The 24,497-nt window shown below is 61.5% G+C and carries 19 protein-coding genes and 1 pseudogene; 5 read left to right on the top strand and 15 right to left on the bottom strand.

Annotated features, from left to right (window positions below; genetic code table 11):
• Positions 1–5: 5 nt before the first annotated feature.
• From AC3WJP_RS01245 to AC3WJP_RS01190, 12 genes are all read right to left on the bottom strand, one after another.
• On the bottom strand, positions 6–983 hold the full coding sequence (locus tag AC3WJP_RS01245; RefSeq protein ID WP_493719413.1) for a fumarylacetoacetate hydrolase family protein: 978 nt from the start codon (positions 981–983) through the stop codon (positions 6–8).
• Positions 980–1,543, bottom strand: coding sequence for a cupin domain-containing protein (locus AC3WJP_RS01240; protein WP_493719412.1), 564 nt, complete (start codon positions 1,541–1,543; stop codon positions 980–982). The genes AC3WJP_RS01245 and AC3WJP_RS01240 overlap by 4 nt, the downstream gene beginning before the upstream one ends.
• On the bottom strand, positions 1,540–2,718 hold the full coding sequence (locus AC3WJP_RS01235; protein ID WP_493719411.1) for an MFS transporter: 1,179 nt from the start codon (positions 2,716–2,718) through the stop codon (positions 1,540–1,542). Before AC3WJP_RS01235 ends, AC3WJP_RS01240 begins: the two co-directional genes overlap by 4 nt.
• The gene (locus AC3WJP_RS01230) at positions 2,708–5,182 is read right to left on the bottom strand and encodes an efflux RND transporter permease subunit (RefSeq protein WP_493719410.1); all 2,475 of its coding nucleotides are present in this window, start codon (positions 5,180–5,182) and stop codon (positions 2,708–2,710) included. Before AC3WJP_RS01230 ends, AC3WJP_RS01235 begins: the two co-directional genes overlap by 11 nt.
• A 4-nt stretch (positions 5,183–5,186) precedes the next feature.
• On the bottom strand, positions 5,187–6,233 hold the full coding sequence (locus tag AC3WJP_RS01225; RefSeq protein ID WP_493719409.1) for a WD40/YVTN/BNR-like repeat-containing protein: 1,047 nt from the start codon (positions 6,231–6,233) through the stop codon (positions 5,187–5,189).
• A 1-nt stretch (position 6,234) separates the two neighbouring features.
• Positions 6,235–7,593: a DUF1329 domain-containing protein gene (locus AC3WJP_RS01220; RefSeq protein ID WP_493719408.1), complete on the bottom strand. Its 1,359-nt coding sequence runs from the start codon at positions 7,591–7,593 to the stop codon at positions 6,235–6,237.
• A gap of 35 nt (positions 7,594–7,628) precedes the next feature.
• Entirely contained in the window at positions 7,629–9,317 is a 1,689-nt protein-coding gene (locus AC3WJP_RS01215; protein ID WP_493719407.1) for a DUF1302 domain-containing protein, read from the bottom strand.
• Between the two features lie 383 nt (positions 9,318–9,700).
• The gene (locus AC3WJP_RS01210) at positions 9,701–10,138 is read right to left on the bottom strand and encodes a GlcG/HbpS family heme-binding protein (protein WP_493719406.1); all 438 of its coding nucleotides are present in this window, start codon (positions 10,136–10,138) and stop codon (positions 9,701–9,703) included.
• Between the two features lie 10 nt (positions 10,139–10,148).
• Positions 10,149–11,516: a metal-dependent hydrolase family protein gene (locus tag AC3WJP_RS01205; protein WP_493719405.1), complete on the bottom strand. Its 1,368-nt coding sequence runs from the start codon at positions 11,514–11,516 to the stop codon at positions 10,149–10,151.
• A gap of 18 nt (positions 11,517–11,534) precedes the next feature.
• Complete coding sequence (locus tag AC3WJP_RS01200; RefSeq protein ID WP_493719404.1) at positions 11,535–11,915, bottom strand: Rieske (2Fe-2S) protein; 381 nt, start codon at positions 11,913–11,915, stop codon at positions 11,535–11,537.
• Between the two features lie 15 nt (positions 11,916–11,930).
• Positions 11,931–12,884, bottom strand: a complete 954-nt coding sequence (locus AC3WJP_RS01195) for a PDR/VanB family oxidoreductase (RefSeq protein WP_493719403.1) — start codon at positions 12,882–12,884, stop codon at positions 11,931–11,933.
• A gap of 68 nt (positions 12,885–12,952) precedes the next feature.
• Entirely contained in the window at positions 12,953–14,077 is a 1,125-nt protein-coding gene (locus AC3WJP_RS01190; protein WP_493719402.1) for an FAD-dependent oxidoreductase, read from the bottom strand.
• Positions 14,078–14,272: 195 nt separating this feature from the next.
• Here AC3WJP_RS01190 and AC3WJP_RS01185 point away from each other — a divergent pair, with 195 nt between their 5' ends.
• The 3 genes from AC3WJP_RS01185 to AC3WJP_RS01175 all read left to right on the top strand — a co-directional run bounded on the left by AC3WJP_RS01185 (position 14,273) and on the right by AC3WJP_RS01175 (position 17,510).
• Positions 14,273–15,196, top strand: coding sequence for a LysR family transcriptional regulator (locus AC3WJP_RS01185; RefSeq protein ID WP_493719401.1), 924 nt, complete (start codon positions 14,273–14,275; stop codon positions 15,194–15,196).
• Positions 15,197–15,400: 204 nt separating this feature from the next.
• The gene (locus AC3WJP_RS01180; protein WP_493719400.1) at positions 15,401–16,558 is read left to right on the top strand and encodes an alpha/beta hydrolase family protein; all 1,158 of its coding nucleotides are present in this window, start codon (positions 15,401–15,403) and stop codon (positions 16,556–16,558) included.
• 22 nt (positions 16,559–16,580) lie between these two features.
• Positions 16,581–17,510 carry a VOC family protein gene (locus AC3WJP_RS01175; protein WP_493719399.1) on the top strand — a complete coding sequence of 310 codons (930 nt, stop codon included), beginning with the start codon at positions 16,581–16,583 and terminating at the stop codon, positions 17,508–17,510.
• Positions 17,511–17,579: 69 nt separating this feature from the next.
• Here AC3WJP_RS01175 and AC3WJP_RS01170 read toward each other — a convergent pair whose 3' ends face one another.
• Positions 17,580–18,623, bottom strand: coding sequence for a Rieske 2Fe-2S domain-containing protein (locus AC3WJP_RS01170; protein ID WP_493719398.1), 1,044 nt, complete (start codon positions 18,621–18,623; stop codon positions 17,580–17,582).
• Positions 18,624–18,658: 35 nt separating this feature from the next.
• Complete coding sequence (locus AC3WJP_RS01165; RefSeq protein ID WP_493719397.1) at positions 18,659–19,732, bottom strand: Rieske 2Fe-2S domain-containing protein; 1,074 nt, start codon at positions 19,730–19,732, stop codon at positions 18,659–18,661.
• A 669-nt stretch (positions 19,733–20,401) separates the two neighbouring features.
• Here AC3WJP_RS01165 and AC3WJP_RS01160 point away from each other — a divergent pair.
• Entirely contained in the window at positions 20,402–20,620 is a 219-nt protein-coding gene (locus tag AC3WJP_RS01160) for a hypothetical protein (RefSeq protein WP_493719396.1), read from the top strand.
• Between the two features lie 119 nt (positions 20,621–20,739).
• Positions 20,740–21,298: pseudogene (locus AC3WJP_RS01155) on the top strand (cation diffusion facilitator family transporter); the annotation flags it as partial.
• 44 nt (positions 21,299–21,342) lie between these two features.
• Here AC3WJP_RS01155 and AC3WJP_RS01150 read toward each other — a convergent pair.
• Positions 21,343–24,486 carry a CusA/CzcA family heavy metal efflux RND transporter gene (locus AC3WJP_RS01150; RefSeq protein WP_493719395.1) on the bottom strand — a complete coding sequence of 1,048 codons (3,144 nt, stop codon included), beginning with the start codon at positions 24,484–24,486 and terminating at the stop codon, positions 21,343–21,345.
• Between the last annotated feature and the right edge of the window lie 11 nt (positions 24,487–24,497).

Genomic DNA, 24,497 nt, shown 5'->3' with positions numbered 1-24,497 from the left:
ACCCCTTAGCCATTGGCCTGAACCACACGTTGATCGATCGCACCGAACACTGACCGACCGGCGGCGTCGAACACCTCCATCCGCACCCGATCACCAAATTGCATGAACGCGGTCTGAGCGGCGCCCTGCTCGATCATCTCGATCGCCCGGCGCTCGGCGATGCAGGCCGAGCCCGCGCTGCGCTGACGATTGGACACCGTACCCGAGCCGACGATGGTCCCCGCCCCCAGCCTGCGGGTGAAGGCCGCGTGAGCGATCAACTGGCCAAAACTGAAATTCATTTCGCCGCCATGGGGGTGGCCGAACCACTGCTCGTTCCAGTGAATGTTCAGGGGTAACTGCACCCGCCCATCTTGCCAGGCCTCACCCAACTCGTCGGGGGTGACTGCCACCGGGGCGAAGGCCGATGACGGCTTGGCCTGCAGGAAACCAAAACCGGTTTTCATCTCCCGCGGGGCCAGGGCGCGCAGGCTGACGTCGTTTATCTGCAGCACCAGCTTGATATGGCCCAGCGCTTGCTCTGCCGAGCAGCCCAACGGCACGTCATCCACCAGCACGCCGAATTCGCCCTCGAAGTCGATGCCCTGAGCGATGCTGGGCAAGGCGATGTCCTGACGGGCACCGAGGAAATCGTCGCCGGCGCCCTGGTACATCAGCGGGGTCTGCTCCACGCCGTCGATAGGCTCAAGGTGGAAAGCCTTCTGCATCAAGGTGCCGTGGTTGAGAAACGCCGAGCCGTCGCACCATTGGTAGGCCCGCGGCAACGGCGCCATGGCCAGCGTCGGATCGAAGGCGAATGCGCCCGCTGCGGTACCGTCCTGGAGCGCCTGGAACAGCAACTGCAGCCGCGGCTCGCTGGTTGCCCAGGTTTCGATGGCCTCGCGCAGGGTCGCGATCGGTGCCAGCGCGGTGCGTTGCAAGTCGCGCGAGACCACCACCAACTGGCCGTCGCGAGTGCCGTTATTCAAGGTTGCCAATTTCATGCTTGCAGCTCCTGGGCAAAGCGACCGTCGAGAAGGATGAAGACCATGCGCGCCATCGATTCGGTGCGGTTGCTCCAGGCATGGTTGGTACCGCGCTGGACCACCACGTCGCCGCGGGTCAGGCGCACTTCTTCGTCGTCCAGTACCAGCCACACTTCGCCTTCGGTGACGATGCCGTAGTCGAGGGTCTCGGTGCGGTGCATCAGCTTATGGCGCGAGCCAGGCTGGCCTGTGCCAGCATGGGCCTGGCCGATTTCGGCGAACGCGGCCGCCGCGTCCTCGGCGCTGACGTTGTTCTGTACGCTGTCCGGGGGAATGTCGACCACGCGAATCAGGCTGCCCATTGCCGCCGGGCTCAGGCACAAGGCGCGGGTGCTGGGATCGTCGCCATTGTCGATGGGCACCGGGCTGGCGCTGGTGTTCCAGATTTCATGGAACACCGTGCCGGGCACCGCCTGCAGGGCGAAGCTGTTGGGGGTGGGGCCGCAATGGGCCAAGGTCGCGCGCCCGTCACGGCTGTGGCCGGTGACGACGCGTTTGAAACCAGGCAACGCCTTCATGCATGTTCTCCCGAAGCAACGGAATGAGGTATACGCAGGCAGCTCAAAGCCACCAACCATTGCAGGCCACCGACCACCGCCAGCGCGGTGGGCAGCGCCGAGCTGGCGCCCTTGGTGAGCATGAGCACCACCAGCGGGCTCACGAACTCGCCTGCAAAAATGGCCGCGGTGAACAGGCCGCTGGCCCTACCGCGCTGGCTGAAATCGACCAAAGCCATGATGCGAGTGATCAGCGTGGGCAGCATCAGGCCAATGCCCAGGCCGTTGATGAACACCGCCAGCGATACTGCGCCATGGGATTTAGCCACGGCCATCAACAGCCCGCCGCTGCCGGCCATGGCGAACGCCAGCAGCAACAGCCAAGCCGGCCGTGCGCGGCCGATCAGGCGGAAACTCAGAGCGCCGAGGACCACACCCAGCTGGTTGCCCCCCATGGTCATGCCGATGTGCTGGGGGCCGTCGACGCCCAGCAGGTTGAGCAGGTAGCCGGCCTGTACCGGCACGATGAACAGGCCCAAGCCAGCCAGCAGCGCCAGGCCCAGCAAGGGGGACAACCCCCGCCACGGCATGGACCTGCGCGTTGCAGCCTTTGCCGGCGGCGCGGCGGGCTCCCAGAGCAGGCCGGCCATCAGCGGCAAGAACAGCAAGCCCACCGCATACAGGGTGAACGGTGTACGCCAGCTGTCTTGGCCGAGGTAGCCGCCAACGCCCATGAACACCGCCGCCGACAACGAGGTCACGACCATCTGCAGGGCAAACAGCCGCTCCCGCCGGCCACCGCTGTAATAATCGCCCATCAGGGTGGTACAGCAGGTCATGATCCCGGCTTCGGCCAGCCCGATGCCTGCGCGGCTCAATACGATGGCTTGCAGGGACTCGAGCCACAGCGGCAGCGTTCCGCACACCGTGTACAGCAACATCGCCAGCAACAGCAGCGGCTTGCGCCCGACGCGGTCAGCGATGATGCCCGCGAACGGCGCAAGGATCGCGACGACCAAAGCGGGCAAGGTCAACGCCACGGGCACAAGTACGGCGGCGCCCGCGGTCTCGGCGAAATGCTGCTGCATGCGCGGTAGCACAGGCGCCAGCAGCACCGCACCCAGCACCGGCAGGCAACTGCCGAGTAGCAACAGCAGGGCCTGCGGTGCCCCGGCCGTACGTTGTTCAACTCTCATGGCGCACCTCCAGGTGGCGTGCCATCTTTTTTTGCCGCGCGCGCGACTGCGGCTTGAGCCCCGGCACCGGCGGTCTATCCGTCATCAAGCGGCGTTGCGGCAACAGGAAGTACGCCAGCGCCGGCAGCAACACCAGGGCCCCCACCATGTTCCAGACGAACATGAAGGCCAGCAGCACGCCCATATCGGCCTGAAACTTGATAGGCGAGAACATCCAGGTGCCGACACCAATGGCCAGGGTCACACCGGTGAGCATCACCACCTTGCCGGTGAACTGCAGCGCTCGGTAATAGGCGTGAGACAGCGTCGCGCCGCGGCGCATTTCGGCCAACACGATGCTCATCACATACAGCGCGTAGTCGACGCCGATCCCCACGCCCAGGGCGATCACGGGCAAGGTCGCGACCTTCACGCCAATCCCCAGCCAGACCATCAAGGCTTCACACAGAATCGACGTCAGCATCAGCGGCAGCACCGCACACAGCACCGCACGCCAGCTGCGGAAGGTCACCAGGCACAGCAGGCACACCGCTGCATAGACCCACCAGAGCATCTCGTGGCTGGCCTGCTTGACCACGATGTTGGTGGCGGCCTCGATGCCCGCACTGCCGGCCGCCAACAGGAACTGTGCCTGCTCGCTGTCATTGTCACGGGAGAAGGCCTGTACGCTGGCGACCACCTGATCGAGGGTGTCGGCCTTGTGGTCGGTCAGGAAGGCGTACAAGGTCAGCAGGCTGCAATCTTCGTTGTACAGGCCCCGTGGAGCCCCCGCCGTGACCATGTTGAGCGTCGCCTGATTGTTCAGCAGCTCGTACCACTTGGGGTTGCCTTCAGACAGGCCCACCAGGACGCGGCGGTTGAGCAGCGCCAGGGAGTTGGTGGAATCCACACCGGGCAGGCCGCGCAGTTGCCAATCGAGGTTATCAACGCGCTGCAGCGTGTCGTAGCTGGAGCAGCCGCCCGGCGGGGTCTTGACCATGACGGCGAATACGTCGCTGCTGGCGCCATAGTGCCGGGTCAGGTAGGCGTTGTCCTGGTTGTAGCGTGAATCGGCGCGCAGCTCAGGGGCGCCAGCGTCCAGGTCGCCGACCTTCAAATGCAGGCTCACCAGATAGCCGCCAACCGCCAACAGCCCGGCGATCACGACGCACGCCGCGGCCCAGCGGCGCTGGGTGAACAGATCGAGCAAACGCCAGGCCGGATGCCTGATCTCCCCCGCCGCCTCTGCCTCTTCACTACGCAGGCTACGCTTGGCCGCCTCGGCGCTGACGCCCAGATAAGACAGCAGTACCGGCAGCAGAATCAGGTTGGTGAAGATCAGCACGGCCACGCCGATACTGGCGATCACGGCCAGGTCCTGAATGACCTGGATCTTGATGATCATCAGCACCGCAAAGCCCACCGCATCGCAGAGCAGCGCCGTGAGGCCGGCCAGGAACAGCCGGCGGAAGGTAAAACGCGCCGCCACCAGCCGGTGCATGCCGCGGCCGATGTCCTGCATGATGCCGTTCATCTTTTGCGCGCCGTGGCTCATGCCGATGGCGAAGATGAGGAACGGCACCAGCACCGAATAGGGGTCCAGCTCGAAGCCCAGCACTGGCAACAGCCCTAGCTGCCAGACCACCGCGACCAGCGAACAGCTCATCACCAGCACCGTGCTGCGTACACAGCGGGTATACCAATACAGCACCGCCGCCGTGATGGCGATGGCAGCGCCGAAGAACAGCAGGATCTGCCTCAGGCCTTGGATCAGGTCGCCCACCACCTTGGCGAAGCCCATGATGCGAATCTCGATGGCAGGGTCTTGATACTGGGCCCGCAGCACTTCAAGTTGCGTGGACAGCGCGCTGTAATCCAACGGCTTGCCATCGGGCGTGGTGGCGAGCAGAGGCACATAGAGGATGCTCGATTGCTGGTCGAAGGCGACCAACTGGCCGATCTCGTTGGAGCGCTCGATATTGCGCTTGAGCGCTTCCAGGCTCGCCGGCGAACCATCATAGCCGTCGGGAATCACCGGACCGCCTTCCAGGCCCTCCTCGGTTACGCCGACCCAACGCGTGGCCGGCGTCCATAGCGACTTCATGTACGCCCGATCAACGCCCGGCAGCAGATACACCGCATCGTTGAGCTTTTGCAGGGTGTCCAGGTAATGCGGGTCGTAGAGACTGCCGCGCTTGTTGATCACCGCGATACGCACGGCGTTGCCGAGGCCGGACAACTCCTGGCGGTGCAAGAGATAGTTGGCAATGAAGGGATGATCCGTGGGGATCATCTTTTCGAAACTGGCGTTGAGTTGTACGCGCGTGGCCTGCCAGCCCAGCAGGGCCGTCATCAACAGGCACAGCAGCAGGACGATACGCCGATGGTTGAACAGCGCGCGCTCGAGCAGTGAGCCCGAACGCTGGTCAAAATCCTCGAGCTTGCCACTGAGGGGCGCTGCCCCGGGTTCGTTCACGACATGCATGGGCTTACTCCGCAGCGTTCAAGGACGTAGTGAGGCGCACCGGCCCGGCAAAACCGACGCCCACCAGGGCACCGTCGGCCGCCTGAGTGACCGCCGTCAGCGGGGCGCCAGGCGGGATCTCGATGGGGACCAGGCGGGAGCGATCCGCCGACGCTTGCAGCAAACCGCCGGCCTGATTGACCAGCAGCAGTTGCCGGCCGACGATGCGCATGTCGTTGATCGAGACGGGCATGGGGTTGTCGACCGCGGCGAAGGTTTGCCCCTCATCGCTGGAGCGCAACACCTTGCCTCTCAAGCCAGCGACCAGCACCGTGCCGTCTGCCTGCGCGACCAGGCTGAAATAGCTGCCCTCGTAGGGCGTGCTGATGGCTTCGAAGTGCTCGCCATGGTCGAGCGAGCGCAGGAACAGCCCCTGCTCGCCCGCGATGTAAAGGTGGGCGCCTGCCTGTGCCACGGCGTACAGATGCAGGCCTTGCGGGTTGGGCATCCGCCCCATCAGTGATGACCAGGTCTGGCCACCGTCGTGGGTGATGATCGCCAAGCCGTAGGCCCCCACCACGACGCCGTTATTGGCGTCGCTGAAACTCAGCGCCAGCAAGGGTTTGTCGGCGCCATCGGTGACTCCTTGGCGCGCCGCCGCGAGGCGGTGCTCATCGCCAGCGGCCTGGGCGGCGCTGAGTTCCATGGCGGCCAACTGGCGACCGTCGAGCTGGCGCTGCCAATGTTCGCCGCCGTCAGTGCTGTGCAGTACCACCCCGCCATGCCCCACTGCCCACCCTTGCCGATCAATGAATTGCACTGCCGTCAAGGTGGTGCTGACGGGCGTCGCGGCCTGGCGCCAATGGGCGCCATTGTCATCTGAGAGCACCACGGCACCCCGCTCGCCTACTGCGACCAGGCGGTCGCCGGAGCGTGTGATCGCCTGCATCACGCCGTGCAAAGCCTGTGGCGCCAGCACGGCCGGCGTATTGAGCACGTCGACCGCTGGGGCAGCCATCAGTAAGGGCGCCAGGGCAGCGAGGCCCAGCGCTAACCAGGTTGTACGGTTCATGTCAGCGCACACCTTCGCCAGCCAAGGCGTCCGGGGTGAACACCGAATCCTTGTAGGCAGGCACCAGGCGGTACTGCTCGGTCTTGCCGGCAAACATGTCACCGGTAAACCAGGTGCTGGAGAGCAAGTCATAGAAGCCGTTGGTCACGGTGACAACGCCCGGCAGGTCTGGCAGCACCACCGGGGTGGTCCAAAGCACCTTGGCCAATTGGTTTTGCGCGTCATAGCGCTCGCCCAGTACAGCGGCCCAAGTGTCCTCGTCCAGGTAGTAGGTGCTGCGTGGCATCACATGGCGCTTACCGGCTTTGAGTGTCGCCTCGACCACCCACACGCGGTGCAACTCCCAGCGCAGGACGTCGGGATTGAGGTGGTGGTCGGCCAGCAGATCGGTCGGGCTGGCGGCCGTGAACACTTTGTTGGAATTATAGGGAATGTACATTTCCTTCTTGCCGACCAGCTTCCAGTCGAAGCGATCGACCCGCCCGTTGAATACGTAGAGCTCGTCAAAGCTCATGACGCCCGCGGTCGCCGGCGTCGGCGTATCGCAGCAGGCATTGGGCAGGCGACGCACACGCCGTTGGCCCGGCAGATAGGTCCAGGCACCGGTGTTGTCGGCGTTGACGTTTTCACGCCCGGTGATGGCTTCGCCGGCACGCAGTGGCGGTCCGTCGTTGATCATGCGGATGCTCCAGAAGGTACCGTCCTTCTTGCCGGCATCCGGCTCATACCAGGGCATCTGGTAGTCGGCGCGGGAGTTGTTGGTCAGCACATGCTTGCCATCGCTGGTGGTCAGGTACTGGGTAAAGTCGGTGTGCCACGACGCCCCGCGCCAGCGCATCAGGTGGTTCCAGATGGCCTGCACGCCGTCCTTGGCCAGCGGAAACGGAATACCGCCCTCGCCGTCCTGCGGGATCAGGCCGGCCGAGCTGTCGACCAGCTTGGCCTTGCCGCCCGCGTTGGCGTAGGTGGCGTCATACACCGCTTGCGGCGCCGCAGCGGTCCGGTGGGTGGGGTAGACGTCCAACCGGTAGGTATCCGGGTACTTTTTCAGCATCGCCTGGATACCCGGCGTAACCTTGTCGGCGTATTGGCCAATGTTTTTGGCGGTAATGCTGAACAGCGGTTTCTCGCTGGCGAATGGGTCGGTGCGCTTGCCGCCGTCCTTGTAGCCGGGATCGACCTTGGTCAAGCCACCGGTCCAGGCGGGGATGCTGCCATCGGCGTTGCCGGCACGCTCGGCCCCCAGCGGCGTCAGCGTTGTCTTCAGATCCGCCGCATCGGCGGCCATCGCAGCGTGTGCAACCAGCAGTGCAGCCCCCAGTGAGGTCAGCAGGACGGTCATGTGCTTTCGAAGGGTCATGGTTTTACGCTCGTTCATGGCAGTTGATCCCAGGCTCAAAAGGTTCGGCTCACGCTGAAGGCGACGAAATCGCGGTCCTTCATCGATTGTTCGAAGGTGTAGTTGCTGCTGGCGTCGAGGAAGGTGTTAGCCGGGCCGTAGTAGTGGGTGTAGGTGAGGCCCAGGTTCCAGGTGTTGAGGTAGTTGCCCTTGAGACCTATGTTGATGTCGCCACCGCGATTGCTGCCGAACGCCGTGCCCAGCGATTCCGAGGCGCCGTGGGTGTAGCTCACGCCAAACGGCACGCTGATATCCATGCCGGAAAACGCCTGGCGGTACATCGGTTCGTACACCGTGCGAAAGCTCCAGGCGTCGCGGTCAGCGTTGTGGTCCACGGCATCGGGATTGCTGGTGACGCTCAGGGTGCGGTTCCAGGCGAACTCGCCGAGAAAGCTGGTTTCCTGCGCCAGGAAATTCGGGCTCAAGGTGGCGAGCCACGACAGGTTGGCGTGCAACGTGCGCCCCGTTGCATAGGTGGCATCACTGGCGTTGTTGGACACGGCCTCACCGGGCAGCAAGGTGCGCCCGTTGGTGGAGGCCAAAGGCTGGTCCCAGCGAGTGGAGAGTTCGCCGGCGATGTTGAACGAATCCACCGTGGTCGAGAAGCTGGCCCCCAGTGCCTTGATGCCCTCTGGGTAAGCCCAGCTGTAGGAGCCGGCTTCACCGGTCAACGGGTTGAGGTTGGCGAAGTTAGGCGTCACGACCAGCTGCGGGCTCTTGTCGTGAAAGCGAATCGCGTAGACACCGAAGTCGTAATTCTCGGTGCGCCATTTGATCTGTACGCCACCCTGCCCCGAATCCTTGGCTTGCTTGTCAGCACCGTGATAGAACGCCAGCGGCCCGGCACCGGGGAACAAGGGCGCGCCTACCAACAAGCGTTCATTGCCCGCGCCGATCGAATCGAAGGAAGAAAAGTAGCTGCCCGAACCTGGCAGGCGGTTAGCTTCCCATTCGAACTGGTAATAGGCGCCTACGGACAGATCCGGGGTGAGCTGCAGCTGCCCCGACATCTGGTTGACGGGGCGGATCAACTCCTTGAACTGGGTGTTGGGTACCGAAATACCTTTGACTACATCGATCGGCGCCATGCCGCCAGCGATACCGTTCATGCCGTAGAACAGGCTTTCGCCCCATTGCATCGCATACTGGCCCAGGCGCCCGGACACCGGCATGTCGCCCAGCTCGCCCTTGCCGTACACGAAGGCGTCGAGCAGTTCGCCCTGGCGCCCGTGCAGCTTGCGGGTGGCGTCGGTGAAGTGGTCATAGTCCACGGAGGTGCTGTTGACCGTGCCGGGCGAGGTGTTGTCGTTCTTCTTGTTGTAGACGTCGTCGTACCAGGCGGCGCCGCTGAGCCGCGCGCCGAAGTTCTGGTAGCTGATGTCGAACTCGGAGAGCAAGTCCAGTCGGCTCGAAATCAGGCCCTTGCCAAAATTGCGGTCGCCGTCATCACCGTTCAGCGCGCCGCCACCGGTAGTGGTGAGCTGGCTGGACGGGCTTTTGGTGCGCCACGCCGAGCTGTACTTGAGGGTGTTGTCCCAGCGCGTGCGGATGTCCGGGTTGCCGGTATCGAAATCGAACGCCTGCACGGTCGAGACGCCTGAGCACAATGCCGCCAGTGCAAAGACCAGCGGGTGACGAACAAACTGCGGGCGCAGGTTTACCGCTGCCCAATCGGAAGTGGCCATCGACTATCCCTCTTTTTTGTTTTTATCCGTAGGACCGAAGTTCTGTCTGGTAGTAACGAACAGCACTTTTGGTGGCACGCGTATTATCGCGACAGGGTGCCTGGATGCCCGCCGAACGCGAGCCGCGTAATCATGGAAATACCGGCGACTGACTGCCGATGAGGGGTCCTGCAACGGGGTGCAATGACGGGAGACGGTGTGTTCGAGATCATGGTGTACCTCAATATTTTCTTATTTTTGTAACCCGATGCCGACGGGGGCGCAGGGTGATGGCTACAGCTTCGGGCTTATCGGGACGTTTGACTAATCGACTCTTGAGATGCGATGTATCACAAAGCGACATACCTCAAAAGTGGAGCGGTTGCGCGTTCGATCAGGGTGAATCAGCAGTCGCCGGTATCGGCGCTCAGCCCAACCGCCGCGATGGCGGCCAGGGCGCAACATTCGTCGTTGTCAGAGGTGTCGCCGGTAATACCGATCGCGCCGAGGATCTCTCCACTTTCGTCACGGATGAGTACGCCGCCCGGCACCGGCACCATGTTGCCACCCGCCAGATCGCTCAGTGCGCCGAAGAAAGCCGGCATGCGCTCGGCGCGGCGGGCCAGTTCGCGACCGCCAAAGCCCATGTTCAGCACGGAACTGGCCTTGCCGTTGGCAACTTGCGGGCGCAGCAGGCTGGCGCGCTCATCGCGCTTGAGCACCAGCAGATGCCCGCCGGCGTCCAGCACCGCCACGCACAGGGGCGCAAAGCCTTGGCGGGCGCCTTCGCGCAACGCTTCGTCAGCCATGCGATCGGCAATCGCGAGGGTCAGTCGAGTCATGTGTGCAACCTCATTGCTGGTTGAGCTTGGAGAGCGAGCGTTTGCCCAGGTCGACGGCGCGTTGACGGGTATGCAGCTCCGACCATTTCACCGTATTGAAGTCAGTCACCCGATTGGGGTCGTATCCCGGCACCTGGGCTTCGATGCGTTTGCCGCCCAGATAGACGCCACAGATATGCTGACGGTCCTGGAGGATGCCAACGTTCTCCAGCGGTGACCCATCGACCCGGATGAAATCCGCGCGACGGCCCACCTCCAGCGCACCGACCTGCTGCGTGGCCGGCATCATTCTGGCCGACACCGAGGTCGCTGCCCGGAGTGCCTGCGCCGGAGTGAGGCCTATCCAGTCGACCAGAATCTCGATTTCCCGGGCATGCCATTCGCCGTAGGGCGTGATGGCGAAGCCGCTGTCGCTACCGGTCATGAACGGCACGCCCGCCTCAAAGGCGCGACGTAAGTTGCGACAGCCCGCCTCGATCACCCGCCGCTGCATGGCGGCATAACCCGACTTGGTCGACGCCTCGTACGGTTCGGCGAACTCGGTGTTGTTGGCCAGCATGGTCAGGGTGGGCGCCACGTGGCTGCCCGATTGCAGCATCGCCTCGATGCAGGCGTCATCCATGAAAAACCCATGGAAAATCACATCGACGCCAGCCTTCGCGGCATAGAGCACGGCCTCGCGGCCATAGGCGTGCACCGCGACCTTTTTGCCGAGGCGGTGGATCTCGTCGACCATGAAGCGCGTCTCGTCTTCGGTAAACGCCGCGATGTGCTCGCCGTTGGGACGAAAATGCGGGCCATCCATGGCGATCTTCATCAGATCGACGCCATCCTTGGCTTGCCGGCGAATTTCGGCCAGCTGCTGGTCACGGGTTTCACACAGCCGGCCGCTGAAATAGTCGGGCGTGCCGACCCAACTGGGGAACCAGTCGTTGAGGCTCTGGCGGTTGGAGATCACATTGCTGCTGGCCGCGATGCGAGGCCCGGTAAACATCCCGGCATTGATCGCGTTGCGTACCGAGATGCTGCACTGGCCGGCATCACCGGGCACCACCACCGAGGTGTAGCCGGCGGCCAGCACATGCTGGGTGAAGAACAGCCCGCGCAACGCTCGAAATTCGGGCGAGACATGCAGGTCGACGTCTTCCTCGCTCTTGGCGTTGCCGAAGACCAGATGGGTGTGAACGTCGACCAGGCCCGGCATGACGAAGTGCTCGCCGGTATCGACGATCTCCTCACCGGGCACGGGAACGGGCGCTGAGGTCTGCGGGCCGACGTAGGTAAACACGCCGTTCTCGATCACCAGGCGCTGCTGTTGCCGCGCGGTGTCCTCGAGGCCGGTGAACAGGGTCTTGCAGTTAACGTGGATACGGGGCATGGCGGGGTTCTCTTGTTGTTATGGCATGAGGTCGCGGGAAGAGGGTGTGCATAGCCAGACACCGCCCTGCTCATCCACGGTGATTGTCTGGCGTTGCAGGGATTGGCCCAGGCACGGCCCCAGCACGCACACCCCGCTGTCTGGCCGAAACAATGCGCCGTGGGCATAGCAGACGATGTGCTGACCGTCTGCGGACATGAAACGGTCCTTGCGGTATTGCATGGCGACGTCCAGGTGCGGACAAAGATTGCGCCACGCGCTGAACGCACCCTTGCAGCGGACCACCAACAGGGTGTCGCGCCCTTTGAGGTGCGGATCGAACCCCCGCGCACCGCCTTCCACAATCGAATCCTGCGGGCAGAGGTAGACCTTGTCGGCAGCCTGATTTGGCGAAAGCATCGACGTATTCATGAGCTAAAGGTCCAACACCAGCCGCGGGCTTTTGGACCGCGAACAGCAGGGCGTGAACTGGTCGTTCAACGCCTGCTCGGCGGCGGTCATGAACATGTCGCGGTGATCCGGTTCGCCTTCCAGCACTCGGGTCAGGCAAGTACCGCAGATGCCCGCCTCGCACGACAGCGGTAGATCGACTCCACCTTCGAGCAGTACCTCGGCCACCGTGCGGTCGGCAGGCACCCGCAGCGACCGACCGCTGCTGGCCAGCACCACCTCGAAACTGCCGGTCTCCATTTGACTCGCGCTGGGTGGCTGCGCAACGAAATACTCGCGGTGCAGGCTCTCTTCGGGCCATCCCGCTTGCCGGGCTTGCTCGAGCACGAACGCCATGAAACCGCCCGGCCCACACACGTACAAATGGTCGCCAGTGTTGTAGCCCGCCAAGGCGGCGGCTGCATCCAGACGGGTTGCCGGTTGATCATCGAAGTGCAGCTGAGCCTGCCCGGCAAAGCTCGAAGTGCGGATTCGCTCGGCGAAGGCGACACTTGACGCTGAACGACCGCAATAGTGCAGCTCGAAGGACGCGTTAATTTGGGCCAGGCGCTCAGCCATGCACAGAATCGGTGTAACACCGATGCCGCCGGCGAACAGCAGTGACCGGCTCGCTCCGTGAGCCAGGGCGAACAGGTTGCGAGGTTCACTGATCTGTAGCGTGCTGCCCTCTTCAAGCGCATGCATGGCCTCGGAGCCGCCACGTGTGGCGGGGTCCAGCAATACACCGATCTGATACCGATGCTGCTCGTCAGGGTGGTTGCACAACGAGTACTGGCGGATCAGGCCTGAATCCAGATGCACGTCAATGTGCGAGCCGGCGCTGAACGGCACCAGTGCCGAGCCGTCGGCGCGAGCGAGTTCGAAGCTGAAGATACCTTCGGCTTCACGGATTTTGCGGGTCACAATAACGTCGATCATTGCCGCTACCTTGCTGTTTTGCTCAGGGGGTCGCTCAGTCCGGCAGCAGAGACGCCGGCCCGCCGCGCTCAGATGGGCTCGGCGGTGAGCTTGAGCATTTGCTTGGTCAGGCCGATGCGGTCGAAGGTCTGATCCCGGGCCATTTCCCGATCCCCCGCCAGCACCGATTTTTCGCTGATGAACTTGCAGCGTTCGAACCGCCGCGCCATGAAGCGTTGCAGCTTGTCTGCCATGCTGCCGCCCCCGGCCAGTTCCATGCTCAGCAGCAGCGCATCCTCGATGGCCATGCCAGCGCCCTGCCCCAGGTGCGGCGTGGTGGCATGCGCGGCATCACCGATCAGCAGTACCCGGCCCTTGAACCAGGGTTCATCGACGAACACCACTTCCATCGGCTTGTACACCACCTGGCTGCTATCGGTGATCTGCTCGCGCAAGCTGCCGACCAGCCCGCCAATGTTGGCAATACGGTCGCGCATGAGCTGCGCCAGTTGCTCAGGCGCAAACCAGGGATTCTCAGGTTCATGGGAGGTGGAGAACATGTACATCAGGTCATTTGAAAGCGGCACCAGCCCGGCATTGCCGCCCGGCCCCATATAACTCGCCAGATGGTCGATCGAGGGGTCGCGGGGAAAGTTGTAGCGCCACACGGCCTGGCCTGTGAAGCGCGGTTTGTATTTGTCACCGAACAGCATCCCGCGGATTTTCGAGTAGACGCCATCGGCGCCGACCACCAGCGCGTAACGCTCGCGGGTACCGTCGGTGAGGGTAACGTCTACACCTGCATCATCCTGCTCGATGGACTCGACACTCATGCCCAAGCGAACGTTGGCCCCCAGCTCGATCGCTGTGCTGCTCAGCACCTTATGCAGGGCAAGACGAGAAATGCCGACATTGGCAGGGTATTGAGGACCTGCCAGACGCTGCCCGGGAATGCGCGCCAGTGGCTTGCCCTCCAGGTCGTAGATGCCGACGTCTTCGAAGCTGTAGGCCGCTTCGAGATAGCGGTCCAGCACGCCCAGGCGCGCCATTTCCCGCACCACATTGCTCTGCTGAATGATGCCGACCCCATAGACCGTCCAGTCCGATTTGATCTCGACCAGATCCACGAGTACCCCTTCGCGGCGCAGAGCGATGGCGGCACACAGGCCGCCGATACCCCCACCCACGACCAGAACCTTATTGATTTCGCTCATTAGGCGTTCCTTTTGTTTTTGTTATTCGGCATTCAGCAACAAGAAATCGACGCACTGAGCCAATTGCGAAACTGACACTGGCGAGCGAACCTCGCTGGCTACGAGGCAGACAATAAGCAGGAAAAGAAGCGTTGACTAATCGGGAGTTGGCATGGAAAGTATTTTAAAAATAAATACAACAATGAGCCTGATACCATGCGATTCAACCATCTGGACCTCAACTTGCTCGTGGCGCTCGATGTCTTGCTCGAAGAGCAGAACATCACCCGTGCAGCTGGACGCCTGCACATGACGCAATCGGCGTTGAGCGGCATTCTGCGCAGGCTGCGGGCGTATTTCGAGGATGAGTTGCTGGTGCAAGTCGGACGGACCATGACTCCCACATTGCTGGGCAAGGACCTGCAGATCCCGGTGCGCGAGGTCTTGTTGAAGATCCAGACCTCCATTGCCGCCAAGCCCGTGTTTGACGTTGGCCAAAGCAAGCGACACTTCCGCATCATGGCCTCCGACTACCTCATCAACGTGCTCTTCGCCGAAGTGATCCACCGCATCAACGCTGATGCCCCCTCTGTGACGTTCGAACTCATGAGCCCCGGAGAAACTGCGGTCGAAATGCTGATGCGCGGGGAAATCGATCTGATGATCGCGCCCGAGCAGCACATCAATGCCGAGCATCCTTCGCAGCTACTGTTCGAAGAGCAACACGTGTGCGTGGTCTGGGAGGGCAATACCAGCATCAAAGAGCCCTTCACCCTCGAAAACTACCTGGAACTCGGGCATGTCGCCGCCGCCTTCGGGCGCAGCCGCACGCCAGCAATCGAGGAATGGTTCATGCACCAGTACGCTTGCAAGCGCCGAGTCGAAGTCATCACGCACGACTTCAACACCATTCCGCACCTGCTGATCGGCTCACAGCGCATCGCCACGATGCACAGTCGCCTGGCATCGCTCTATGCGCAGTTGCTGCCGCTGCGGCTGTTGCCGCCACCGGTGAAGATCCCGGTCATGCGCGAGTACATGGCCTGGCATCGCAGCCTCGAAGGCGACGCCATGCTGGTGTGGCTGCGTGGCAAGCTCATGGAGACGGTCCGTACGTTCGAAACCCCTGCCCTGCAATGACCCCGATGCAGTCCTGATAACGCCATCCCCTTGCGGCCAACCGCCACCCATCGCGATTTGTGATGGCTAGCATCCGCACTCGCAATTTGTCGATTACCTGCTGGCGTGCGAGTTTCGCCCAGCGGCCCCAACAACTGTGCGCGTGCCGTTGTGCACTGTGCGATGCGGCCGCGCCTTGGGACAGTCAAAAGGACAATAAAAACTATGTTTCGCTATTTCCCTACCAATTACGTCTGGAATCTATCCGTAGACCTGGCCATCGAGATGGGCGCCCGCATCGGCGAAATCGAGGAGATGTGTGCGCCGTTGCAAGAAAGCGCCAAGCACCCTGACGCCACCGGCACACAGGCCTTTCGCGAAACCTGGTCGAAAATGGCCGACAAACTCTGCAGCCTGGCCGAGGAAGACGAAGCCCGCGGGCGGCTGTTCTCGGCCGGCGAGAAATACAACCGGGCGGCCACCTATTACATCACCTGCGAGCGTCTCCAGGCCCACGGCGCCCCCGCCCGCGAGGCCCTGTACCAGCGTTTTCTCGATACCTTCGCACGCGGCCTGGCGCTGTCGGCCGAGAACTGCGAACGGGTCGAAATCCCCTATGAGGGCACGCATCTCTCAGCCCTGTATACCCGCGCTGAAGGTGTCGATGGCCCCGCACCGATACTGTTGCAAGTCAACGGCCTGGACTCCACCAAAGAGATGAAATACCGCGTGGGGTTGCCGGCCTGGCTGGCCAAGCGCGGTATCGCCTCGCTGGTGGTCGACCAGCCCGGCACCGGCGAAGCCCTGCGCCTGCAAGGCCTGACCGCGCGCTACGACAGCGAGCATTGGGCCAGCCGCATTGTCGACTGGCTGGAAAGCCGAGATGACATCGATGCAAAACGCATCGGTATGGAAGGCGTGTCCCTGGGCGGCTACTACTGCCCTCGCGCCGTGGCTTTCGAACCGCGTTTCGCCTGCGGCGTGGTGTGGGGCGCCAACCATGATTGGCGTGACGTGCAGAAGCGCCGCCTGGCCAACGAAGGCAACCTGCCGGTGCCGCACTACTGGAAACACGTGTGCTGGGTGTGGGGCGCCAAGGACACCGACGAGTTCATGACCATCGCCGAAAACGTTCACCTGGACGGCGTGCTGGACCGCATCAAAGTGCCGTTCCTGGTGACCCACGGCGAGAAGGACAGCCAGATCCCGCTGAAGTGGGCGCAGCGCACCTATGAGCAACTGGTCAACAGCCCGCAACGGGAGTTGAAGATCTTCACCGAACGCGAAGGTGGCGTGCAGCACTCCAGCTTCGACAACAGCATCAACGCCGGCCAGTACATCGCTGACTGGGTCGCTGAAACCTTGGGCGGCCGTACAGCCTGAGCCATAACAAGAGAGAGAGCTGATGAATATAATCGGACCGGAATACCTGGTATTCGGCGTCGACGACGTCGCCGCCTGCGTGCAATACCTGATCGACTATGGCCTCAAGCCGCTCGACGTCGACGCCCAAGGTGGCTACCTGGAGGCACTGGATGGCACGGGCGTGATCATTCGCCCGCGCGACCACGCCAGCCTTCCCGCCGCCATGGGCACCGCCAGCAGCCTGCGGGAAACCGTGTACGGCGTGGCCGACGAAGCCACGCTGCAGGCCATCGAAGTGGAGTTGCGCAAGGACCGCGAAGTCAGTCGCAGTGACGACGGTGTGCTGCACGCGGTGGACGACATGGGCTTCGCTCTCGGCTTTCGCATCACCCAGCGCCGCGAACTGGCCTTGCCGGGTGAAATCAGCAACGCCCCGGGCTCGGCCACCTTGCGCGAGATCAACAGCCTGGGCGCCAGCAACGACATGCCCGCCCTGCCCCGCAGCCTGTCGCACGTGGTGTACTTCGTACCCGACGCCGACAAGGCCGAGGCCTTCTACGCGCGCCTGGGCTTCATCTGCACCGACCGTTTCATCGGCACCGGGCCGTTCCTGCGCCCTGCGGGCACGCTGGACCACCACACCTTGTTTTTCATTCAGACCCCGCCATTCATGAAGGGCATCGAGCACTTCACCTTCCACATGGCCGGGCCGACCGAAGTGATGCTGGCCGGCACCCGCTTCGTGGAAAAAGGCTACGAGTCGTTCTGGGGCCCGGGGCGGCACCAACTCGGTTCGAACTGGTTCTGGTACTTCAACAGCCCACTGGGCTGCCACGTGGAGTACGACGCCGACATGGACTTGCACGACGACAGTTGGGCGCCGCGTGTCGAACCCTCAAGTGCCGATACCTCCCAGTACTTCCTGTTCCAGCATCGGGAGAAGTGGATGCCAGGGGGCAAGCCGGAATAACCTCCAGTACCCCCAAAACCAGAGGGCCGCTGTGATTACAGCGGCCCTCTGGTTTGCAGCATTGCGGTTTTATTGCCGTGTCACTTCGAGTTCCTGTGCAATCAAGCCATCGAGTACCCGCCGTGCACGAACCGCACCGGCATCGCCCGGTAACAGGACAGGCTTGAGCGACCAGAAATCGCTGTCGCCCATGGCCAGTTGCTGCGCTTCCAGCATTGGCAGGTCCTCTTCGGTAAAAGGCACCGCCAATGCAGATGCTTGCCCTTCGGCAATCTGCTTGCCCATTTCGCCCATCTCTACCGGCATTGGAAACGAAAACCAGTAGTGGGTAGTCGTTTGAGTTTCGGGGGTAAACAGATGGGGCAACGCTGTTTCCCGACCTTCATTGCGAGGTCGCCCCGTGGGCACCGCGCCGGCCAAGAGGAGCATGCTCGCGGGCGCGTTCCAGCGCACGTCCGTCCAGCGGTCCACGGGTGTGTCGGGTGCTATGCCCATCGCATCGTAGAGAAACGCCGGCATGATCTCGTTCACCGTCTGGCGATAGGACCACACCGTAGCGCCCTCCTGCTCGACCTTGGTGATAGCACCGCTGACGTCGGCGCTGCCCAGCGTTGAGGGATGCAGGTACTGGATGTGAGACAGATCAAGGATGTTGTCGGACTCAAGCACGTAGTTAGCACGGGCATGGAGGTAGCGCTTGGCTACATGGAAGCGCTGTGGGTCCATGCAAGAAAAATCAGGAATCAGCGATTCGTCTGCCTTGGAAGCCTCGCCCATCCAGATCCAGATCACGCTGTACTTTTCCACGACGGGATACGCGCGGACCTGAGCAGCCTTGGGTATGGCGCCGTTACCGTGGGGATTGCGAGTGCATTGGCCGTTCCCGTCAAACTCCAGCCCGTGATAGGGGCAGCGCACCGCGTCATCGCACAGAATGCCTTTGGACAACGGCGCGAAACGATGAGGGCAGCGATCAGCCAGTGCTTTTACCTGGCCAGACTGCTCTCTAAAGAAAACCAGTGGTTCATCCAGCAAGCGCCGGCTGAACAGCTCTTGCCCCTTGATCTCTTCGTCCCAGGCGGCGACGTACCAAGTGTTTCGCAGATAAGCCATGTTGTTTTAATCCTCGCTTATTCGGGTGATACCACTTAGTCGACTGACCGAAGCCGCTCGATGATTCGGCGCGCACGGTTCGCGCCAACGTCTACATGTATGTCAACGGTCGGGGCCTGACCAAACTGGCGCATGTTGCGGTACTGCGCTTCGATCACGACTTTGTCTTCATCGAACGTCAGCGCAGTCTGCTCGATGACCTTGGCCTTTACGTCCTGCGCGTTGGTCGGGGGATTGGTGGCCATGGTCCAGAAATAGTGGCTGGACGTCTCGGTTTCCGGTGTCACCCCGTGAAAACCGCGCATGTGAAAACCTCCTCGCTCGGGTGCGTCGATCGGCTCGGAACCTGCGTCCACTGCGCCCGTCCAGATGAGCAGATGACTGATGTGAAATTCGATTTCCTGCCATCGGTCGACGTTGCCTGTGAAGGGATACGCTGCGGTATAGGTGGGAGGCGGTACAGAGTCGAGCATATGCCGCACTACAGTAACGCTGGTTTCATCACTGTCGACTTTCATCTCGGCGTTCATGTGGATACGCGCATTGCCACCAATGGTGCGCAGGTGCACGTAACCCAGATGGCTCAGGTCCAGCAGATTGTCGTGGATCAGTTGGTAGGGAGCATCGTAGTGGTAAACATCGCCCTCAAAGAGGTACTGCTCATCGTTGTGCACCGCATAAGAGGGCGGTTCACAGGTGGGTTGCGGATTGGCTTCACTGCCGTGCCAGATCCATACGATCTGATCCTGTTCTCGCAGCACATAAGCCGGTACCAGTGCCTTGCCCGGAACCCGCTCCCGACCTGGAACCTCGATGCACTTGCCCTGAGCATTGAACAACAGGCCGTGGTAACCGCACCGTAGCCCGCCTTGCTCCAATGTGCCATTGGAGAGCGGCAGCGCGCGGTGACAGCAACGGTCCTGCAAGGCCGCCACCGAGCCGTCAGCGCAACGAAACAGAACGATGGGGTTGCCCAGTAATGTTCGCGCCAGTGGTTTATCTTTCAGTTCCCAGGCCAATGCAGCTACATACCATTGATTGACCGGGAAAGCCGCGAGCGTGGGTGCAACAGGCGATTGGCCGCGGTCACTCACGATGGATACAGTCATGATGCCTGCACCGGTGAGCTTGCTTTTAGGTGGGTAAAAGCAGCTCCCGCCGCGATACCACCGGGGCCGGCGCCGATAATGGCGACGCCGCTCTCCATTGCACCTATAAACTCACTCATTCGCACATTCCTCGTTTTTGTAGTTATAAGGGCAGGTCGCTGCCAGGTATTTTCTGGAAAGACAGTAGACCTTAGCGCTCCTAGACCTCCGCGCACCAATCACATCCGGCGCTAGGAGGTATTGGCAAGTGCGATGGTTAAGTTTCTCGGAATGGATGAATGCGTGCCGTTAAAGAATGGCCTCAGGGAGGCTCGCATGAGTTGACATGAATGGTCATGCAATCAAGCTCCCCCACCGGAACTCAGTACGTTGACCACTCCAATTGGTTGAAGCCAGCACTCTATCCAGCTATGGCCCCGGGCAGCACATGTCTACTCACCAAGGGATACCTCTACGACGGCACTCCAGGCAGGTGCGAACGTGTAAGCACCTGCCAGGGCACAATTAGTCTTCATGGCCCAACATGCCTTTTTCGCTGCGGCAAAGATAACGGCATTGTAATGCTCGCATCATCCTCTCGTTAGCCGTGAAAAGTGATCATCTGGCTTACCCCCTGTGCTCAGCCCTTGGCTGAATCAGGCACTGCCACGTATCGAGAAGGTCACTGCCATGAACTATCTGAAATCGCTTACGTTTGCCGCTGCGATATTGTCATTTACCGCCGCCAATGCTCAGGACGGCAGCGATCGGTCACTGCAAGCTGCTGAAAAATTCAGACTGGCGCAGCAAGAGCTTCGCGAAAAAAACAGCCGAACTGAACAGTCCTCAGAACTGGTCGATGCCTCAGAATCGAAGCCGAAAAAAGAATCTGGAAAATCAGAGAGCTGATACCAACTGCGTCTACATCATTCACCTCTAGAAGCTCCAAAGCTCCTTTGGTTCGGGTGAATCTTTTAGCGTCCTTAGGGGCGCTTTTTTTTTGCCCACAAATACCAGACAGAGTCTGAACAGGCATGTTGGTCATCGCGGTACTGGGCCTGGTCGTGAACCTTATCTCGATGAGGATATTGGCATCAGCAAGCTCAGACAGTCTCAACATGAAAGGTGCCTATCTTGAGGTCTGGAGCGACATGCTCGGATCGATGGGCGTGATCATCGCCGCGATCCTCATTCGCATCACAGGCTGGACATGGATTGACTCACTGGTAGCAGCGGGAATCGGCCTGTGGGTGCTGCCGAGAACCTGGACGCTGCTGAGGGAAAGCCTGAATGTGCTGTTGGAAGGCGTCCCCGAGTGGAATTGACCTGGAGAAGGTCGAGCAAACCATTTTGGCAGTCGAAGGAGTCAAGGCAGTCCATGACCTGCATGTGTGGTCTGTCACCAGTGCCAAGAACATCATGAGCGTTCACGTGGTGATTCAGAGCAGCGCCGCAAATGGTCAAGAAATTCTCAATGTGGTCACGGAATCCGTCAGCCATAATTTCGAGATCGGCCATTGCACCATTCAGCTAGAACACGATGGCTTCCACGACGATGAGCATGATGAGGACAGTGATCACCATTGACGCGGATGCCTGCGGCGACATGCGCCGCAGGCAGTGCCAAGCCTTTACGCCATCTCTTCTTCCTTGCGATGGGCCCAATGGTAGAGCGCCGGCAACACTAGCAACGTAAGTGCAGTGGACGACAAGATGCCGCCGATCACCACCGTTGCCAAGGGACGCTGAACTTCGGCGCCGGTGCCGGTGGCCAACGCCATAGGGATGAAGCCCAGTGAGGCCACCAGCGCGGTCATCAACACCGGACGCAGTCGAGTCAAAGCCCCTTCATTGATCGCGTCGCTGAGCATGCGCCCTTCCTCGCGCAGTCCTCTGATGAAAGAAATCATGACCAGGCCGTTGAGCACCGCGACACCTGACAATGCGATGAACCCTACCCCAGCCGAGATGGACAGTGGGATATCCCGCAGCCACAGCGCCATGATGCCGCCCGTCAATGCGAAGGGTATCCCGGTGAAGACCAGCAGGCCGTCCTTGAGGTTGTTGAACATCATGAACAGCAGCGCCAACACCATCAACAAGGCGACAGGAACTACGATCTGCAAACGCTTGGCAGCCGATTGTAATTGCTCGAACTGCCCCCCCCACGTCGTCCAGTAGCCTGGCGGTATCTGCACGTTGCTCGCAATGCTGTTCCCGGCGTCTTGCACGAACGAGCCCAGGTCGCGACCACGAACGTTTGCACTGACGATCACCAACCGCTTGCCGTTTTCGCGGCTGATCTGATTCGGGCCAAGCACCAGATCAAGGTTTGCAACCTGAGACAGGGCGATGAAACTGATCTGCTGATTCGCGCTACCCGCGCTGGCCGGCACCGGAATCAACAAGCTTGAAAGGCCCGCAACATCGGTACGCAACGTTTCCGAGAGGCGCACGACCATGTCGAAACGTCGGTCGCCCTCGTACAACGTGCCTGCCTGGCGACCACCGACGGCGATTGCGATGGCGTCCTGAACATCGCCAACGTTCAGCCCGTATCGGGCCGCCTTGTCCCGATCAATGTTGATGGTCAGCACCGGCAGCCCGGTGGTCTGCTCAACCTTCACCTCCGAGGCACCTGGCACTTTCTGCAAGGTAGCGGCGATCTTGGCAGCGGTCTGGTTGAGAACGTTCATGTCATCACCCACCACCTTCACCGCCACGTCACTTCGCACCCCGGAAACCAGCTCGTTGAAGCGCAGCTGAATGGGTTGCGAGAGCTCATAGTTGCTGCCAGGCACACTGGCAGCCGCCTGCTGCAATTCGGCGATCAGCGTCTCCCGCGACTTGCCAGGATCCGGCCATTGGCTCTGCGGTTTCAGCATCACATAGCTGTCAGAGATGTTTGGTGGCATGGGGTCTGCGGCGATCTCGGCTGTGCCGGTACGGGCGAACATGCGCTCCACTTCCGGGACTTTCGCGATCACCGCCTTTTCCAGACGCTGCTGCATATCCACCGACTGAGTCAGACTGGTGCCCGGCACCCTCAAAGCCTGTAAGGCGAAATCGCCTTCGCTTAGGCTCGGGATGAACTCGCTGCCCATACGGCTCGCTACAAAACCCGACAGCAGAATCAGCACCAGCGCTGATGAGAATACTGCAGTGCGGTGGCCCAGTACCCACGTCAGCACCGGCGCATAGCGAACACGCAGGGTGCGCATCACCAGCCCTTCTTCTTCCTTGACCTTGCCGGTCACAAACATCGCGATGGCGGCGGGCACAAAGGTGACCGAGAGGATCATGGCACCGAGCAACGCGATCACCACGGTGAAAGCCATCGGGTGGAACATCTTTCCTTCCACGCCGGTCAGCGCGAAGATCGGCAGGTACACGACCATGATGATCAACTGGCCAAAGATCAACGGCCGGCGGGCCTCCTTGGCCGCCGCGAACACTTCATGGAACCGTTCGGAGCGAGTCAGCATGCGCCCGTGCTTGTGCTGCGCATGAGCCAGGCGGCGAATGGCGTTCTCAACGATCACCACAGCGCCGTCAACGATGATCCCGAAGTCCAGCGCGCCCAGGCTCATGAGGTTAGCGCTGACCTTGTTGGTGAACATCCCGGTGAACGTGAACAGCATGGCGAGCGGGATCACCATCGCCGTGATCAGCGCCGCGCGAATGTTGCCAAGGAACAGGAAGAGGATCGCGATCACCAGAATCGCGCCCTCGATCAGGTTCTTCTTGACCGTGGCGATGGCTTTTTCGACCAGGTTGGTGCGGTCGTAGACGGTGACCGCCTTCACACCTTGGGGCAGTGAGCGGTTGATGTCGGCCAGCCGCGCCGCAACAGCCTGGGAGACTGTCCGACTGTTTTCACCGATCAGCATGAAGACCGTACCCAAAACAACCTCGCGGCCATTCTCAGTCGCGGCCCCGGAACGAAGCTCCTTGCCTATACCCACCTCAGCCACATCGCTGACACGAATTGGAGTGCCCTGGACATTAGTGATGACGATATTGGCGATGTCCTGCACAGTGCCCAATTGGCCGGGTGCACGAATCAGCAATTGCTCGCCCCCGCGCTCCACATAACCTGCTCCGACGTTCGCATTGTTGCGTTCAAGCGCGGTCATCAGGTCGTTGAGGGTGAGCTTGTAGGCCGCGAGCTTCTTGGGGTCAGGGGCGATCTGGTACTGCTTGGCAAAACCGCCGATGGTATTGATCTCGGCCACGCCCGGTACGTTGCGCAACTGTGGCTTGATGATCCAGTCCTGGATCACCCGCAGGTCGGTCGGGGTGTAGGGGGTACCGTCGTCCTTCAAGGCACCTTCGTCCGACTCCACCGTCCACAGGAAAATCTCGCCGAGACCGGTAGAGATCGGCCCCATGACCGCATCCACTCCTTCCGGCAACTGATCCTTGGCGGCTTGCAGCCGCTCGCTGACCAGTTGGCGCGCGAAGAACAGATCAGTGCCATCCTCGAAGATCACAGTGACTTGGGACAGGCCGGAACGCGAAAGGGATCGGGTCTGCTGTAGGCCTGGTAGGCCCGCCATCGTCGTCTCGATCGCGAAGGTGACTCGCTGCTCTGTCTCTAGCGGCGAAAAGCCCGGGGCGGAGGTATTGATTTGCACCTGGACGTTGGTGATATCCGGCACAGCATCGATGGGCAATTTCTGGTAGCTGGCAATGCCTAGACCTGCCATCAGCAACACGGACAGCATCACGGCAATGCGCTGCTCGATTGCGAATTGAATCAGCCGTTCAAACATGGGGGTTACTC

Source organism: Pseudomonas sp. GW821-FHT01A09 (assembly GCF_058986725.1).
This window is presented reverse-complemented; position numbering and strand designations above follow the sequence as displayed.